At 71.6% G+C, this 15172-nt stretch carries 15 protein-coding genes; 8 read left to right on the top strand and 7 right to left on the bottom strand.

The genetic code is table 11. The features are described from left to right. The first annotated feature begins 45 nt into the window (after positions 1 to 45). The 6 genes from nuoL to KME75_RS02420 all read left to right on the top strand — a co-directional run bounded on the left by nuoL (position 46) and on the right by KME75_RS02420 (position 7398). Positions 46 to 2025: an NADH-quinone oxidoreductase subunit L gene (gene nuoL, locus KME75_RS02445; RefSeq protein WP_219412852.1), complete on the top strand. Its 1980-nt coding sequence runs from the start codon at positions 46 to 48 to the stop codon at positions 2023 to 2025. After that, a complete protein-coding gene (locus KME75_RS02440) occupies positions 2022 to 3632 on the top strand; it encodes an NADH-quinone oxidoreductase subunit M (RefSeq protein ID WP_219412851.1) in 1611 nt (536 codons plus the stop codon). The genes nuoL and KME75_RS02440 overlap by 4 nt, the downstream gene beginning before the upstream one ends. Then, positions 3629 to 5230 (top strand): NADH-quinone oxidoreductase subunit NuoN, encoded by a 1602-nt coding sequence (gene nuoN, locus KME75_RS02435; RefSeq protein WP_219412850.1) that lies wholly within the window; start codon positions 3629 to 3631, stop codon positions 5228 to 5230. Before KME75_RS02440 ends, nuoN begins: the two co-directional genes overlap by 4 nt. A 5-nt stretch (positions 5231 to 5235) precedes the next feature. After that, a complete protein-coding gene (locus KME75_RS02430; RefSeq protein ID WP_219412849.1) occupies positions 5236 to 6237 on the top strand; it encodes a polyprenyl synthetase family protein in 1002 nt (333 codons plus the stop codon). Positions 6238 to 6470: 233 nt separating this feature from the next. Beyond that, positions 6471 to 7031 (top strand): OmpA family protein, encoded by a 561-nt coding sequence (locus KME75_RS02425; RefSeq protein ID WP_219412848.1) that lies wholly within the window; start codon positions 6471 to 6473, stop codon positions 7029 to 7031. A gap of 10 nt (positions 7032 to 7041) precedes the next feature. Continuing rightward, the gene (locus KME75_RS02420) at positions 7042 to 7398 is read left to right on the top strand and encodes a hypothetical protein (protein ID WP_219412847.1); all 357 of its coding nucleotides are present in this window, start codon (positions 7042 to 7044) and stop codon (positions 7396 to 7398) included. Positions 7399 to 7454: 56 nt separating this feature from the next. Here the strand turns inward: KME75_RS02420 and KME75_RS02415 are convergent, their stop codons facing one another. The 3 genes from KME75_RS02415 to KME75_RS02405 all read right to left on the bottom strand — a co-directional run bounded on the left by KME75_RS02415 (position 7455) and on the right by KME75_RS02405 (position 11293). Further along, positions 7455 to 8528, bottom strand: a complete 1074-nt coding sequence (locus KME75_RS02415; protein ID WP_219412846.1) for a 2-oxoacid:ferredoxin oxidoreductase subunit beta — start codon at positions 8526 to 8528, stop codon at positions 7455 to 7457. Further along, the gene (locus KME75_RS02410; RefSeq protein WP_219412845.1) at positions 8525 to 10423 is read right to left on the bottom strand and encodes a 2-oxoacid:acceptor oxidoreductase subunit alpha; all 1899 of its coding nucleotides are present in this window, start codon (positions 10421 to 10423) and stop codon (positions 8525 to 8527) included. The genes KME75_RS02415 and KME75_RS02410 overlap by 4 nt, the downstream gene beginning before the upstream one ends. Before the next feature lie 114 nt (positions 10424 to 10537). After that, positions 10538 to 11293 carry an enoyl-CoA hydratase gene (locus KME75_RS02405; protein ID WP_219412844.1) on the bottom strand — a complete coding sequence of 252 codons (756 nt, stop codon included), beginning with the start codon at positions 11291 to 11293 and terminating at the stop codon, positions 10538 to 10540. A gap of 127 nt (positions 11294 to 11420) precedes the next feature. Between KME75_RS02405 and htpX the strand changes: the two genes are divergently transcribed. Further along, positions 11421 to 12284: a zinc metalloprotease HtpX gene (gene htpX, locus KME75_RS02400; RefSeq protein ID WP_219412843.1), complete on the top strand. Its 864-nt coding sequence runs from the start codon at positions 11421 to 11423 to the stop codon at positions 12282 to 12284. A gap of 4 nt (positions 12285 to 12288) precedes the next feature. Here the strand turns inward: htpX and KME75_RS02395 are convergent, their stop codons facing one another. From KME75_RS02395 to KME75_RS02385, 3 genes are read right to left on the bottom strand one after another with little or no spacing between them, the layout of a single operon-like run. Further along, positions 12289 to 12657, bottom strand: coding sequence for a VOC family protein (locus tag KME75_RS02395; protein ID WP_219412842.1), 369 nt, complete (start codon positions 12655 to 12657; stop codon positions 12289 to 12291). After that, positions 12654 to 13430, bottom strand: a complete 777-nt coding sequence (locus KME75_RS02390) for an SRPBCC family protein (protein WP_219412841.1) — start codon at positions 13428 to 13430, stop codon at positions 12654 to 12656. The genes KME75_RS02395 and KME75_RS02390 overlap by 4 nt, the downstream gene beginning before the upstream one ends. Further along, positions 13427 to 13960, bottom strand: coding sequence for an ArsR/SmtB family transcription factor (locus KME75_RS02385; protein WP_246631329.1), 534 nt, complete (start codon positions 13958 to 13960; stop codon positions 13427 to 13429). The genes KME75_RS02390 and KME75_RS02385 overlap by 4 nt, the downstream gene beginning before the upstream one ends. 135 nt (positions 13961 to 14095) lie before the next feature. Here KME75_RS02385 and KME75_RS45565 point away from each other — a divergent pair, with 135 nt between their 5' ends. Further along, entirely contained in the window at positions 14096 to 14908 is an 813-nt protein-coding gene (locus tag KME75_RS45565) for an AraC family transcriptional regulator (RefSeq protein WP_219412839.1), read from the top strand. Between the two features lie 14 nt (positions 14909 to 14922). Here KME75_RS45565 and KME75_RS02375 read toward each other — a convergent pair. Further along, a partial coding sequence (locus tag KME75_RS02375; protein WP_219412838.1) for a hypothetical protein occupies positions 14923 to 15172 on the bottom strand: 250 nt, incomplete at its 5' end.

Here is a 15172-nt window from a genome sequence, read left to right as displayed (position 1 = left end):
CCCCGGTCCTGACAGCAGTGTGGCTCCGACCTGCGGAGGCCTGACGTGACTGAGGTCGTCGACGTGGGAGCCGCCACCGGGGCGGCCTCGCTCGCCTGGCTGTTGTTCGTGCTGCCTGCCGCGGGCGCGCTTGTCCTGTTCGTCACCGGGCGACGTGCCAACGCGTGGGGGCACTGGCTGGGCGTGCTCACCGTCGTCGCGTCCTTCGTGATCGGCCTGGTGATCTTCCTCGAGACCGTGGGGCTCGCCCCCGAGCAGCGCGCCCGCGAGCTGTCGCTGTTCTCCTGGATCGCGGTGGGCGGCCTGGACATCGACTTCGGCGTGCGGCTCGACCCGCTGTCGCTGACGTTCGTGCTGCTGATCACCGGGGTCGGATCGCTGATCCACATCTACTCGGTCGGCTACATGGCGCCGCACGACAGCGAGGGCGACGGCGAGCCCAGTGACGACTCCGCGCGCCGCCGCTTCTTCGCGCAGCTCAACCTGTTCGTCGCGGCGATGCTCGTGCTCGTCCTCGGCGACAACTTCGTGATGCTCTACCTCGGCTGGGAGGGCGTCGGCCTGGCGTCCTACCTGCTGATCGGCTTCTACCAGAACCGCCCGTCCGCGGCCACGGCCGCGAAGAAGGCGTTCCTGATGAACCGCGTCGGTGACGTCGGGCTCGCGATCGCGATCTTCCTGCTCTGGCTGCACCTCGGCACGCTCCAGTACAGCGAGGTGTTCGCGCGCATCGGCGAGGTCGACCAGGGCGTCATCCTGGCGATCACCGTGCTGCTGCTGCTCGGCGCGTGCGGCAAGTCCGGCCAGTTCCCGCTCCAGTCCTGGCTCCCCGACGCCATGGAGGGCCCCACGCCGGTCTCGGCGCTGATCCACGCGGCCACGATGGTCACGGCGGGCGTCTACCTCATCGCCCGGGCCAACCCGATCTACAACCTGACCGAGACGGGACGGCTGGTCGTCGCGCTGGTCGGTGTGGTTACCCTGCTGATCGGGGCGATCATCGGGTGCGCCTACGACGACATCAAGAAGGTGCTCGCGTACTCCACCGTGAGCCAGATCGGCTACATGATCCTCGCCGTCGGGCTCGGCCCGGCCGGGTACGCACTGGGCATCTTCCACCTGCTCACCCACGGCTTCTTCAAGGCGGGGCTGTTCCTCGGGGCCGGCTCGGTGATGCACGCGATGCACGACGAGGTCGACATGCGCCGCTACGGAGGGCTCGCGCGGTACATGCCGATCACGTTCGTGACGTTCGGGCTGGGTTATCTCGCGCTGATCGGCTTCCCGTTCCTGTCCGGGTACTTCTCGAAGGACGAGATCATCGCCGCGTCGTTCGGGCAGCCGGGCTGGCAGGGCTGGGTGTTCGGCGGGGCGGCCACGCTCGCGGCCGGGCTCACCGCCTTCTACATGACCCGCCTGATGCTCATGACGTTCTTCGGCGAGAAGCGCTGGCAGAACCTGAAGACCGAGCACGGCGAGGACTACCACCCGCACGAGTCGCCCGCCGTGATGACCGTGCCGATGATCGTGCTCGCCGTCGGGTCGGTGGCGGCCGGCTTCCTGCTCTACAACGGCCACGTGCTGGTCGACTGGCTCGCGCCGACGCTGGGTGAGCTGGAGGAGCCGCACGACGGCGTCCTCGGGCACTCGGTGGTGCCGTTCCTCGTCGTCGGGATCTCCGCGCTCGGCGTGCTGATCGCCTACCTCACCGTGGGCAGGCGACCCACTCCGGTGGAGAAGCCGGAGCCGGTGTCGCTGCCGGTGCGGGCCGCGCGGCGCGACCTGTACGCCAACGCGATCAACGAGACCCTCATCGCCCGGCCGGGCACCTGGCTCACCCGGGCGCTGGTCTACGTGGACAACCGTGGCGTCGACGGCATCGTCAACGGCACCGCGGCGCTGCTGGGCGGCAGTTCGGGACGGATGCGGCGGGCCCAGACCGGGTTCGTCCGGTCCTATGCCCTGTCGATGATGGGCGGCGGAGTGCTCGTCGTCGCGGCGCTGTTGGCGGTGCGGTTCGCATGACCGGAGGCAATGTGTTGCTGCTGATCCTTCTGGTGCTGCCGCTGGTCGGTGCGCTGGTGGTGGCGCCGCTGAAGGGCAACGCGCGGCTCGCCAAGCTCGTCGCGTTCGGCTTCGCGCTCGCGTCGCTGGTGCTCACCGCGGTGACGTGGTTCTCCTACTCGGTGGCCGACGCCGCGGCGGGTACCCGCTTCCAGCTCGAGCTGGCCGTGCCGTGGATCCCCGCGTTCGGCACGCAGTTCGCGCTCGGCGTCGACGGCATCGCGCTGGTGATGCTCGCGCTGATCGCCGTGCTGGTGCCGATCGTCATGGGCTTCTCCTGGGAGGAGAAGCTCCCCGAAGGGCGCACCGCGGCCGGCTTCTTCGCGCTGCTGCTGACCACCCAGGGCCTGCTCGTCGGCGTATTCGCGGCCACCGACGTCTTCCTGTTCTACGTGTTCTTCGAGGCCATGCTGATCCCGATGTACTTCATGATCGGGCGTTTCGGCGGGCCGCGCAGGCAGTACGCGGCGGTGAAGTTCTTCCTGTACTCGCTGCTCGGCGGGCTGATCATGCTGGCCTCGGTGATCGGGCTGTACGTCGTGAGCGGCAACCGGCTGGACCAGGCCACGTTCTCCTGGACCGAGCTGCAGGCCATCGCCGCCGACGTCCCGGAGTCCACGCAGATCTGGCTGTTCCTCGGGTTCTTCGTCGCCTTCGCGATCAAGGCACCGCTGGTGCCGTTCCACACCTGGCTGCCCGACGCCGGTGCCGAGGCGCCGGTCGGGGCCGGCGTGCTGCTCGTCGGCGTGCTGGACAAGGTCGGCACGTTCGGCTTCCTGCGGTACTGCCTGCCGCTGTTCCCGCTCGCGTCGCAGCGCCTTGCGCCGCTCGTGCTCGTCCTCGCGGTGATCGGCGTGCTGTACGGCGCGCTGCTCGCGGTCGGCCAGACCGACATGAAGCGCTTCGTCGCCTACACCTCGATCGCGCACTTCGGGTTCATCGCGCTGGGGATCTTCGCGTTCTCCACGCAGGCGTTCGCGGGCGCCACGCTCTACATGGTCAACCACGGCATCTCGACGGGGATGCTGTTCATCGTGGTCGGCCTGCTGATCGCCCGCGGCGGGTCGCGGCTCGTCGGCGACTACGGCGGCGTCTCGAAGATCGCGCCGCTGCTGGCGGGGGCGTTCCTCGTGGCGGGCCTGTCGTCGCTCGCGCTGCCCGGCACCAACTCGTTCATCAGCGAGTTCCTGGTGCTGGTGGGCTCGTTCCCGCGGCAGCCGGTCTTCACGATCCTGGCCACCGTCGGCATCATCTTCGCGGCGCTCTACGTGCTGTGGATGTACCAGCGGACGATGCAGGGCCCGGTCCGCGGCGCCGCGGTCCTCGGTGCGCTGGAGCGTTCCGGCGGGCCCGGCACCCTGCTCGACCCGGCCGTCTCCGCGAAGCGCGACGGCAGCGGGTTCCCCGACCTGTCGGGCCGTGAGATCGCGGTGCTCACGCCGCTGATCGTGATGATCATCGTGCTCGGGTTCTTTCCCGGCCCGGTGCTCGAGGTCATCAATCCGTCCGTGATGGCCACCTTGAACGAAGTGGGTCTCGCCGACCCGGTGGGAGGACTGTCCCGGTGACGAGCACGCTGGCCCAGGGGGCGCTGTCAGCGCCCCCGATCGACTACGCGGCGATCGCCCCGCTGCTCATCGTGCTCGGTGCGGCGTGCGTCGCCGTGCTGGTGGAGGCGTTCCTGCCGCGCCACCAGCGGTGGCCTGCCCAGGTGGCGCTGGCGGTCGTCGCGCTCGGCGGAGCGGGCGTCGCGCTCGGGCTGTACGCGGGCAGCGGCCCGGACCCGATCACGACGCTGGCCGACGCGATCGCGGTCGACACGCCCACCCTGTTCCTGTGGGGCACCCTGCTCGCACTTGGGCTCGGCGGCGTGCTGCTCATCGCCGACCGCTCGGTCGAACCCGGCGGGGCGTTCATCGCGTCCTCCGTGGAGCGGGCCGCCGTCGGCGGCGGGTCGGTCGGCGTCGGACCGGTCAACACGGCCGAGGGCCGCTCCTACGGGCTGCCGGGGCAGGCGCCCACGATGCAGACCGAGGTCTTCCCGTTCACGCTGTTCGCGCTCGGCGGGATGATGACCTTCTGCGCGGCCAACGACCTGCTCACGATGTTCATCGCGCTCGAGGTGCTGAGCCTGCCGCTGTACCTGATGTGCGGGCTGGCCCGCCGCAGGCGGCTGCTGTCGCAGGAGGCGGCGGTCAAGTACTTCCTGCTCGGCGCCTTCGCGTCGGCGTTCTTCCTCTACGGCCTGGCGCTGCTGTACGGCTACGCGGGCTCGGTGCGCTTCACCGAGATCGCCGAGGCCGCGGTCGGGTCGGCCCGTTCGGACACCCTGCTGTTCGGCGGACTCGCGCTGCTCGTCATCGGGCTGATGTTCAAGGCCTCGGTGGGCCCGTTCCACACGTGGACGCCGGACGTCTACCAGGGCGCGCCCACGCCGGTCACGGCGTTCATGGCGGCGTGCACGAAGGTGGCTGCGTTCGGCGCGATCCTGCGGGTGCTGCACGTGGCGTTCGGCGACACCCGCTGGGAGTGGCGCGGCGTCCTCTGGGCGATCGTGATCGCCTCGATGGTGATCGGTGCTGTGCTCGGTCTCACCCAGACCGACGTGAAGCGGATGGTGGCCTACTCCTCGGTGGCGCACGCCGGCTTCCTGCTGCTCGGCGCGATCGCGATCACCGATCAGGGCATCTCGGGCACGCTGTTCTACCTCCTGGCGTACGGCTTCACCACGATCGCGGTCTTCGGCGTGATCAGCCTGGTCCGGAACGCCGACGGCGAGGCCACCCACCTCTCGCAGTGGGCCGGGCTCGCCAAGCGGTCGCCGGTGGTGGCGGGCGTGATGACGTTCCTGCTCCTCGCGCTCGCCGGGATCCCCCTGACCAGCGGTTTCACGGCGAAGTTCGCGGTGTTCTCGGCCGCGCTCGCCGACGGTATGGCGCCGCTGGTGGTCATCGCGCTCGTGGCGAGCGCCATCGCGGCGTTCTTCTACGTCCGGGTGATCGTGCTCATGTACTTCAGCGAGCCCGCGCCGGACGGGCCCACCGTCACGGTGCCCGGCGCGTTCACGACCGCGGCGATCACGCTCGGCGTGCTCGTCACCCTGCTGCTCGGAATCGTGCCGACCCTGGCCTTGGGCTGGGCCGGTGGCGGGGCCTTCGTAGGCTGAGCAGCGTGAGTAGCAACGCGATTGCGGGTGTGGAGCTCGGGGACCCCGAGCTCGCCGCCGCCACGGCGGCGGGCCTGGACCGGGTGGAGGACCTGCTGCACCGCGAGGTGCACAGCGACTACCGGTTCGTCACCGAGACGTCGTTGCATCTGATCGACGCCGGCGGCAAGCGGTTCCGGCCGCTGTTCACCCTGCTCGGGGCACAGATGGGGCCGCGGCCCGACGCCGACGAGGTGATCATCGCCGGGGCGGTGGTGGAGCTGATCCACCTGGCCACGCTGTACCACGACGACGTCATGGACTCGGCCACGATGCGGCGCGGCGCGGAGAGCGCGAACTCGCGCTGGGACAACACGGTCGCGATCCTCACCGGTGACTTCCTGTTCGCGCATGCGTCCCGGCTCGTGGCCGACCTCGGTCCGGACGCGGTACGGATCATCGCCGAGACGTTCGCCGAGCTGGTCACCGGTCAGATGCGGGAGACGCGTGGCCCACGCCCCGGCGAGGACCCGGTGCAGCACTACCTGGCAGTGATCGCGGAGAAGACCGGGTCGCTGATCGCCACGTCGGGCCGCTACGGCGGCATGTTCGCCGGCTGCCCGCCGGAGCACGTCGAGTCGCTGCACCGGTTCGGCGCGATCATCGGCACGGCGTTCCAGATCTCCGACGACGTCATCGACATCGCGTCGGCCTCGGAGCGCTCGGGCAAGACACCGGGCACGGACCTCCGCGAGGGCGTGCTCACCCTTCCGATGCTGTACGCGCTGCAGGACACCGGCACCGTCGCCGATCGGTTGCGCACGCTGCTGGCCCAACCCCTCAGCGACGACGCCGAGGTGGAGGAGGCGCTCGCGCTGCTGCGCGTCGGGCCGGGTCTTGCCCGGGCCCGGACCGTCCTGGCCGAGCAGGCCGCTGCCGCCCGCGCGGAGCTGGAGAAGCTGCCCGACTGCCCGGCCCGCGATGCTCTCACCTCCCTGACGACCTACGTGGTGGACCGCACCGCCTGACGCCGAGCCGCACCGCGCATACCGGAAGTGCGGTCTCAACCGGCCGAGGGATCGACGATCTTCCAGTACGAGTCCTTGCGGACGACCGTGCCGTCGCGGAACTCCCCATGGTCGCAGCCGCTCGCCCGCGCGCGGGACGCCGCCCGATCGGGTGATTGCGGCCGCTGCGATGCCCACCGTGATCTGACCGTGACGTTTCTGGATGAGTCTCCCGTCGCGTCGGAAGGAGGGCCATGGGGGAGCACCGGTACCGGTCGGCCGCCGCGCCCCGGGTCTGGTGGGTGGTGGCGCTCGCCGTGGTGCCCACCGCGCTCGCCGGGTTCGCCCTCGTCTGGACCGGCCCGCCCGTCGACGCCCGGGAGGCGTCGCCCGCGGAATTGCCGTCGGCCGCTCCACTGCCGGCCGTCCCGCCGCCCACATCGGCCACGACCGCGGTGGCACCGGGCCCGGATGCCGCACAGCGGGTGGCCGGGCAGCTCGCCGCGATCGGCCCGATCGTCTTCGGACCCGACAGCGCCGACTTGACGGAGCAGGCCGCGGCCGCCGTGCGGCAGGTGGCCGTGTTGCTGCTGGCCGAGCCGGGCGTGCCCGTCGCCGTGGAGGGGCACGTGGCCGACACCCCCGGCAACGCCGAGGGCGGCCGGCAGCTCTCGGAGCAGCGCGCGGTCGTCGTCGCCGAGGCGCTCGTCGCGGCCGGTGTGGACCGGGGGCGGATCAGCATCCGTGGCCGCGGTGCCGAGGAGCCGTTGGCCGCTCCGGCGGAGAGCCGCCGGGTAGAGATCGGCGCGGGGTAGGAGGACGGTCGTGTGGTCGCTCTTCGCACAGGTGTGGGTCCTGTGCGCGATCGCGTTCCTCGCCGGAGCGGCGGTGACGTGGCTGGCGTTCGTGCGACCGCTGCGAAAGACTCGCGGCACGCACCCGACGCATCGCGCCGAACCGGGTACCCACGTGGCGGGCCGGCCCGACGACGCCGGCGAGACTGCCGACGCTGCCGAGCGCGCAGACCCGCCACCTCCGGTCGACCCGGCGCTGGCTGCACTCGACGCCGACGTCACCCGCCGGCCGGAGGGGGCGGGAACGGCCGCGGCGGAAGCCCTGGACCGGTTGAGCAGGCAGCCCGCTGACCGCACCGAGAACGACCCCGGCGATCGGACGGCCTGAGAAGCCGTGACGAAGGGGGACCGTCGCCGACGGTCCCCCTTCGTACGCTCGGCGGGTCAGCCGGCGATGGTCCAGGTGTCGCGGCCGGTCAGGAGCGCCTGCAGGTCGTTGCTGCCGGTCTCGCGGGCCTGCTGGACCTGGGCGCGCACCGCGTCGTCGTAGGTGGTGCGGTCGACGTTGCGGAAGATCCCGGTGACGGTGTGGGTGAGGTCCTGGTCCGACAGCCGGGACAGCGCGAAGGCGAGGTTGTGGTCGGTCGCGTCGTGCACGACCACCTGCGACGCGTCGACCTCGTCGATCTTCGCGACGCGCAGCCCGAACCCGTCCTGGACCACGGCGTAGCTGCCCAGCCCGTCCTCGGCCTCCGGGCCGAAGCGGATCGGCTGGCCGTGGCGCACGGGGATGAGTCGCTCGGCGGCGTCGTCGCCCTTGCGGAGCACGTCGAAGCTGCCGTCGTTGAAGATCGGGCAGTCCTGGAAGATCTCGACCAGCGCGGTGCCGCGGTGGGCCGCGGCGGCGCCGAGGACCTCGGTGAGGCCCTTGCGGTCGGAGTCCAGGGCCCGGCCGACGAACGTGGCCTCGGCGCCGAGCGCCACCGAGATCGGGTTGAACGGGTGGTCGACCGAGCCCATCGGCGTGGACTTGGTGACCTTGCCCTCCTCGGACGTCGGCGAGTACTGGCCCTTCGTCAGACCGTAGATCCGGTTGTTGAACAGCAGGATCTTGAGGTTGACGTTGCGGCGCAGCGCGTGGATCAGGTGGTTGCCGCCGATCGACAGCGCGTCGCCGTCACCGGTGACGACCCACACCGACAGGTCCGGCCGGGACACCGCCAGGCCGGTGGCGATGGTCGGGGCGCGCCCGTGGATCGAGTGCATCCCGTAGGTGTTGAGGTAGTACGGGAACCGCGACGAGCAGCCGATCCCGGAGACGAAGACGGTGTTCTCGCGCTTGATGCCCAGGGTGGGGAGGAACTGGCGCACGGCGGCGAGCACGGCGTAGTCGCCGCAGCCGGGGCACCAGCGCACCTCCTGGTCGGAGGTGTAGTCCTTGGCGGTCTGCTTGACGTCGGTGGTCGGGACGCCGTCGAGACCCCCGATGCTCGGCAGTCCCAGGTCCAGCGCTGTCATGCCGAAACCCCCTTCACGTAGTGGAGGAAGACGTCCTGCAGCTCCTCGGCCTTGAAGGGGAGCCCGGCGACCTTCGTGTAGCTCTGCACGTCGATCAGGTAACGGGAGCGCAGCAGCACCGACAGCTGCCCGAGGTTCATCTCGGGCACCACGACGATGCGGTAGCGGGCCAGCACGTCACCGAGGTTGGCCGGCAGCGGGTTGAGGTGGCGCAGGTGCGCGGTCGCGACCTGGTGCCCCTGCGCCCGGACGCGCCGCGCGGCCGCGCCGATCGGGCCGTAGGTGGAGCCCCAGCCGACGACCAGCACGTCGGCGCCACCGTCGGGGTCGTCGACCTCGACGTCCGGCACCGGGATGCCGTCGATCTTGGCGGCGCGCAGCCGGGTCATCCGGTCGTGGTTGTCGGGGTCGTAGGAGATGGCGCCGCGGCCGTCGGCCTTCTCCAGGCCGCCGATACGGTGCTCCAGCCCCGGTGTGCCGGGCACGGCCCACGGCCGGGCCAGGGTGTCGGTGTCGCGCAGGTAGGGCCAGAACTCGCCGGAGTCGTCCGGCGCGTTCGGCGCGGTCGCGAAGTTCGGGTCGACGGTCGGCAGCGACGCGGCGTCGGGCACCTTCCACGGCTCGGACCCGTTGGCCAGCGACCCGTCCGACAACAGCATCACCGGTGTGCGGTAGGTGACGGCGATGCGCGCGGCCTCCAGCGCCGCGTCGAAGCAGTCACCGGGCGAGCGCGGCGCGATGATCGGCAGCGGCGCCTCGCCGTTGCGGCCGAACATTGCCTGCAGCAGGTCGGCCTGCTCCGTCTTGGTGGGCAGACCCGTCGACGGGCCGCCGCGCTGCACGTCGACCACCAGCAGCGGCAGCTCCAGGGCCACCGCGAGGCCGATCGTCTCCGACTTCAGCGAGACGCCGGGCCCCGACGTCGTGGTGACGCCCAGCGAGCCGCCGAACGCCGCACCCAGCGCGGCACCGACGCCGGAGATCTCGTCCTCTGCCTGGAAGGTGGTGACGTTGAACGACTTGTGCTTGGACAGCTCGTGCAGGATGTCCGACGCCGGCGTGATCGGGTACGACCCGAGGAACACCGGCAGTCCGGTGGTCTGCCCGGCGGCCACGATCCCGTAGGCGAGCGCGGTGTTGCCGGTGATCTGCCGGTAGGTGCCCACGTCGAGCTTCGCGGGCGCCACCTCGTAGGTGACGGCGAACGCCTCGGTGGTCTCGCCGTAGGCGTGGCCCGCCTTGAACGCGAGGATGTTGGCCTCGGCGAGGTCGGGGCGGCGGGCGAACTTCTCCCGCAGGAACCGCTCGGTGCTCTCGTGCGGCCGGTGGTACATCCACGACAGCAGGCCGAGGGCGAACATGTTCTTCGCCCGCTCCGCGTCCTTCTTCGACAGCCCGGTCTCCTCCAGCGCCCCGCGGGTGAGCGTGGCCATCGCGACCGGGAACACCGAGTACTGCTCCAGCGAGCCGTCCTCGAGCGGGTTCGCCTCGTACCCGACCTTGGCCAGGTTCCGCTTGCTGAACTCGTCGGTGTTGACGATCAGGATGCCGCCCGCGGGCAGGTCGGCGATGTTGGCCTTGAGCGCGGCCGGGTTCATCGCGACGAGCACGTCGGGCCGGTCGCCGGGCGTGAGGATGTCGTAGTTCGCGAAGTGCAGCTGGAACGACGACACGCCCGGCAGGGTGCCGGCAGGGGCCCGGATCTCGGCGGGGAAGTTGGGCAGCGTGGACAGGTCGTTGCCGAACGCGGCGGTCTCTGAGGTGAAACGGTCGCCCGTGAGCTGCATGCCGTCGCCGGAGTCGCCTGCGAAGCGGATGACGATGCGGTCGCGCTGGAGCACCTCACGACCGCCGCCGGACTGCGCTGGCTGGTCGACGGCGGTGTCAGAAGTCATTCGAGGTCGGTCCTCGGGTCGACGGGGCGTGATGAGGGTTGCCTTCCGAGGTTAACTCCCGGTAGGGCGGGGTGTCCGCGCACCCTGTGCCACGTCACACCCCGCCGTCGGGTGTCAACGGCCGGACTTGCTGATCTTCTGCTGGAGGGCGGCGAGCCGCTCGCGGAACTCCGTGGAGTGCACCGAAGCGGCCTGCGCCCGCACCTCTACCTCAACGGCATCCGCCTGCGAGGTCATTCCCGCGGTCAGCCGCATCGTCGCCTTGGTGGCGCGCACCAGGTCGCGCGGCGCGGCGGCCGCCCGGCCGGCGAGCTCGACGGCGGCGGTGACCACGTCGTCGGCCACCCGGTGCACCAGCCCGATCCGGGCAGCCTCCTCGGCGTCGAGCACCTCGCCGAACAGCGTGACCGCCGCGGCGCCCTGCGGGCCGAGGACCCGGTGCGCCATCCACGTGTAGCCGCCGCCCGGGTGCAGGCCCAGCGGCAGGAAGCGCGCGTCGAACTTCGCCCGCGGTCCGGCCAGGCGCAGGTCGGCCGCGAGCGCCAGGTTGAGCCCGGCTCCGACGGCGGCACCGTTCACTGCCGCGACCGTCGGCAGTGGGCAGTCGGCGACCGCGAGGAACCCGGCGTAGACGTTGCGCAGCCGATCCGGGTCGGCGTCGGCGAGCTCCCCGAGGTCGCCGCCCGCACAGAACGCGGGGTCCTCCCCGGTGAGCACGATCGCCCCGACGCCGTCGTCGGCGGTGACCGCGTCGAGCGCGGCGATCAGCTTCCCGGACATCTCCAGGTTCATCGCGTTGCGGCGCTCGGGGTTCGACAGGGTGAGGACGGCGACCCCGTCGCTGATCTCGGTACGGACGTCTGTGGCCATGGGCGCATCCTGCCCGCAGTGGCCCGCCCCGGCCGAGGCTCCGCGCCTGTGACGGTCGTCCCTCGCCGCGCGACCGGAACACCGCCCGGTCCTTGCTCGTTGAACGGGTCGGAAGGAAGGACCCGAAGTGCACAGGTCGATGAACGGGTTGAAGACGGCACTGCTGCTCGGCGGGTTGAGCGCTCTGGTGCTGCTCGTCGGGTCGATGTTCGGCCGGGGCGGTCTGCTGATCGCATTGGTGCTCGCCCTCGGGATGAACGGCTACGCCTACTTCAACTCCGACAAGATCGCGTTGCGGGCGATGCACGCGCGTCCCCTCACCGAGGCGGAGCACCCGGTCATGTACCGGATTGTCCGCGAGCTGTCCCGCACCGCACGCCAGCCGATGCCGCGCCTCTACATCAGCCCGACCGCGGCGCCCAACGCGTTCGCCACCGGCCGTAGCCCGCGCCACGCCGCGGTCTGCGCCACCACCGGGCTGCTCGCGATGCTCGACGAGCGCGAGTTGCGCGCGGTGCTCGGCCACGAGCTGAGCCACGTCTACAACCGCGACATCCTCGTCTCGTCCGTCGCGGGCGCGCTCGCGTCGATGGTGGGCTTCCTGGCCAACATGGCGATGTTCGCCGGGCTGTTCGGCGGCGGCGACGAGGACCGCCCCAACCCGCTCGCCATGCTGCTCATCGCGCTGCTCGGGCCGGTCGCGGCCGGGGTGGTGCAGATGGCGGTGAGCCGCTCCCGGGAGTACGGGGCCGACGCGAGCGGCGCCGAGCTCACCGGCGATCCGCTCGCACTGGCGTCCGCACTGCGCAAGCTCGAACGCGGCACCCAGCTCGCCCCGCTGCCTCCGCAGCCGCAGCTGACCGCCCAGTCGCACCTGATGATCGCCAACCCGTTCCGGGCGGGTGAGCAGGCCGCGCGGCTGTTCTCCACGCACCCGCCGCTGCGCGAGCGCATCCGGCGGCTCGAGGCGATGCACCTCCAGAAGCGCTGATCGGTCAGGTGGCGGGCCGGATGAGGGCGAGCACGGCGCCGGCCGGGTCGCGGATCACCGCGTACGAGCCGGGGCCCTCGCCCTTCGGGCCCGCCACGATCTCGCCCCCGCGGCGTGTCGCGGCCGCGAGGCTCGCGTCGAGGTCGTCCACGGCGATGTAGGCGAGCCACTGCGGCGGCAGGTCGGCGTTCTCGCCCCTGGCGTGGCAGACACCGGCCGCCGGGGTCCCGTCCGCGGCCAGCATCATCCAGTCGTCGCCGAGCGGCTCGGGCTTCCAGCCGACGACGTCCGCGTAGAAGTCGCGCAGCCCGGGCGCGTCGGGAACGGTCAGGTCGAGGTGCACGAACGTGCCGATCTTCCACTCCGCAGTCATCGAGGCTCTCCCTCCGGAACGGGGAACAGGCGTGTGAGCCACGCCTGCCAGTCGGTGGTGACGGCGGCGGCGTCGACCGGCCCGTCGTAGAAGTAGTGGTACGCGCTGACGCCACACCCGGCATCGCCCTCGGCACCGATGCGGTGCAGCCCGTGGGCCGAGCGGACGCCGACGAACTCGTCGTTCGCGACGTCCACGACCCCGGTGATCGCCTTGGGCCCGTCGGGGGCGAGCGTGACCTCGTCGCCGAGCGCGGGATGACCGGGGAGCCCGAGCCCGCGGTGCAGCACCGGCCACACCTCGCGGGCGGACCCCGCCGTGTAGGTCATCGCGACCGCGTTCTGGGCGGGGCGGCCGGGGAAGTACCGCAGGTAGTTGCGCAGGTTGGCGAAGAACAGGGTCCAGCCGGCGTCGAAGCTGTCGTACTCGCCGTCCCAGTCGGCACCGTCGAGGAAGCCGCTCTGCACGAACCGCAGCACGGTGCTGCCACCGTCGCGACCCTCGACCAGGAACTCGTAGGCGTAGTCGGGGTGACCGTCGGAGAGCTGGTCGAACGAGCCGTACGCGAACCGGCGCCCCGGTTCCCACGCGGTGACACGTCCCGACGTGGTGAAGCCGCCGCCGTAGTCCTGCTCGACGACGCCGCCCTCCCGGGGTTCCACCCGGTGCGGCACGAACCAGGTGGCGATGCCGGGACCGGTCGCGATCGCCTCCCAGACCTGCTCGGGGGTGGCGTCGAGCTCGACTTGTTTCTCCAAGCGCCGTTCCGTCACGGCTTCTCCTCCCAAAGTGTGGGGTGCACCGTGACCGCGACCCGGTGGGGGCGGCCACCGGGCGCGGCCTCGTCGTGGTACTTGGCCACCAAGGCGGTGACCGCGGAGGCGAGCTCCTCGGCGAACGCGGCACGGTCGGCGGCGGAGGCGAACCGGACCTCGCCGTCGATCGCGAAGGTGGCCAGTCGTCTTCCTGCCTTCGTCGCGCGGGCCAGGAGCTCCCCGACCTCCCGGACCGTGCGGGCCGCGACCGCGATCAGCCAGCGCGCCGACAGGCGGTCGGGGGCGCGCGACGGATCGGGGGCGACCGCGCCGAGCGCCGCGGGTGAGATCACGTAGCTCGCCGCGGTGGCGCGCATGACCCGCTCGGTCATGTTGCCCCTGCGGCGCTCCTCGACCAGCTCGACGAGCCCGTGCTGTTCCAGCGTCCGCAGGTGGTAGTTGATCTTCTGGCGGGGGAGTCCGACCTTGGCCGCCAAGCTGCTGGCGGAGCCCGGCTCCGCGAGCTCGGCCAGCAGCCGCGCGCGCATCGGGTCGAGGGAGACGCCCGCCGCCGCCGGGTCCTCGATGACGCTGAGCTCCTGCACGTGCCCACTGTCCCGCCGACAACTTTTCTTGTCAAGGCGCAGAACTGTCGGTGGAGCGCGGCATCCTGGGCGCAGGACGTGGCCACCACGAGCGAGTACGGCGTCCTCGGCGTGCGTGATCTCGATTTCACGCTCGACCGCCGTCCACCCGCCGCCGACCTCGCCGACCTGATCGAGCGGCACTGGCTGGTGTCCTGGGAGCTCCCACCGGGCCGCACCGCGTCGGTCACCCTGCTGCCCCACCCGTGCGTCAACCTGGTGCTCGACGGCGGGCGGCTCGCGATCTCCGGCGTCGGGCGCGACCGGTTCACCTACGCCTACCGCGACACCGGCCGGGTCTTCGGCGTCAAGTTCCGGCCGGGGGCGTTCCTCCCGTTCCTCGGAACCGCGCTGTCGGAGATCACCGGTTCGGTGCTGCCCGCCGAGCGGCTGTGGGGGCCGCCCGCGTCCGCGCTCGCCGCCCGGCTCACCGCGACGGCCCGGGTCGAGGAACTCATCGCGCTCGTCGAGGAGTTCCTGCGCGAGCGGTGGCCGCCCTACGACCCCCAGGTGGAGTACGTCGGCCGGATCGTCGCCACGTTGCTGCACGATCGCACGATCAGCCGTGTCGACGACGTCGCCGAGCGGTTCGATATCGGCCCGCGCACCCTGCAGCGACTGTTCGCGCGGTATGTCGGTGTCAGCCCGAAGTGGGTGCTGCGCCGGTACCGGCTGCACGAGGCCGCCGCTCTACTGGCGCAGGAACAGCACCGGCCGTGGGCGGAGGCCGCCGTCGATCTCGGGTACTCCGATCAGTCGCACTTCATCCGCGACTTCACCGCGGCGATCGGGATCACGCCCGCCGGCTACGCGGCGGCGTGCCGGCGAAGGGAGGCGCCGGTGACGGTATGAGCCGGATGAGCCGGCTACGGCCGCAGGGGAGCGGCCGCGAGCACGGTGCAGCCTGCCGCGGAGGTCGCGGTGAGCAGGAGTTCGGTCACGGTGAACGCGGCGTCGAACCGGGCGCCGCGCAGCTCCCGCCACGCCTCCGGGCCGGCCGGCGAGGTGCGCGGGTGCACCAGCGTGAGGTGCGCGGGCACGTCCAGCCGCCGGAACGGCGGGGCCAGGATCCGGGCGCGGAGCGCCCGCCGGCCGCCCGCGAGGTCCTCGACCGCG

The sequence above is a fragment of the Pseudonocardia nigra genome (assembly GCF_019396355.1).
In the GTDB taxonomy this organism is placed as follows: Bacteria; Actinomycetota; Actinomycetes; order Mycobacteriales; family Pseudonocardiaceae; genus Pseudonocardia; species Pseudonocardia nigra.
The sequence above is the reverse complement of the archived record's forward strand: the minus strand, read 5'-3'. Positions and strand labels throughout refer to the sequence as shown.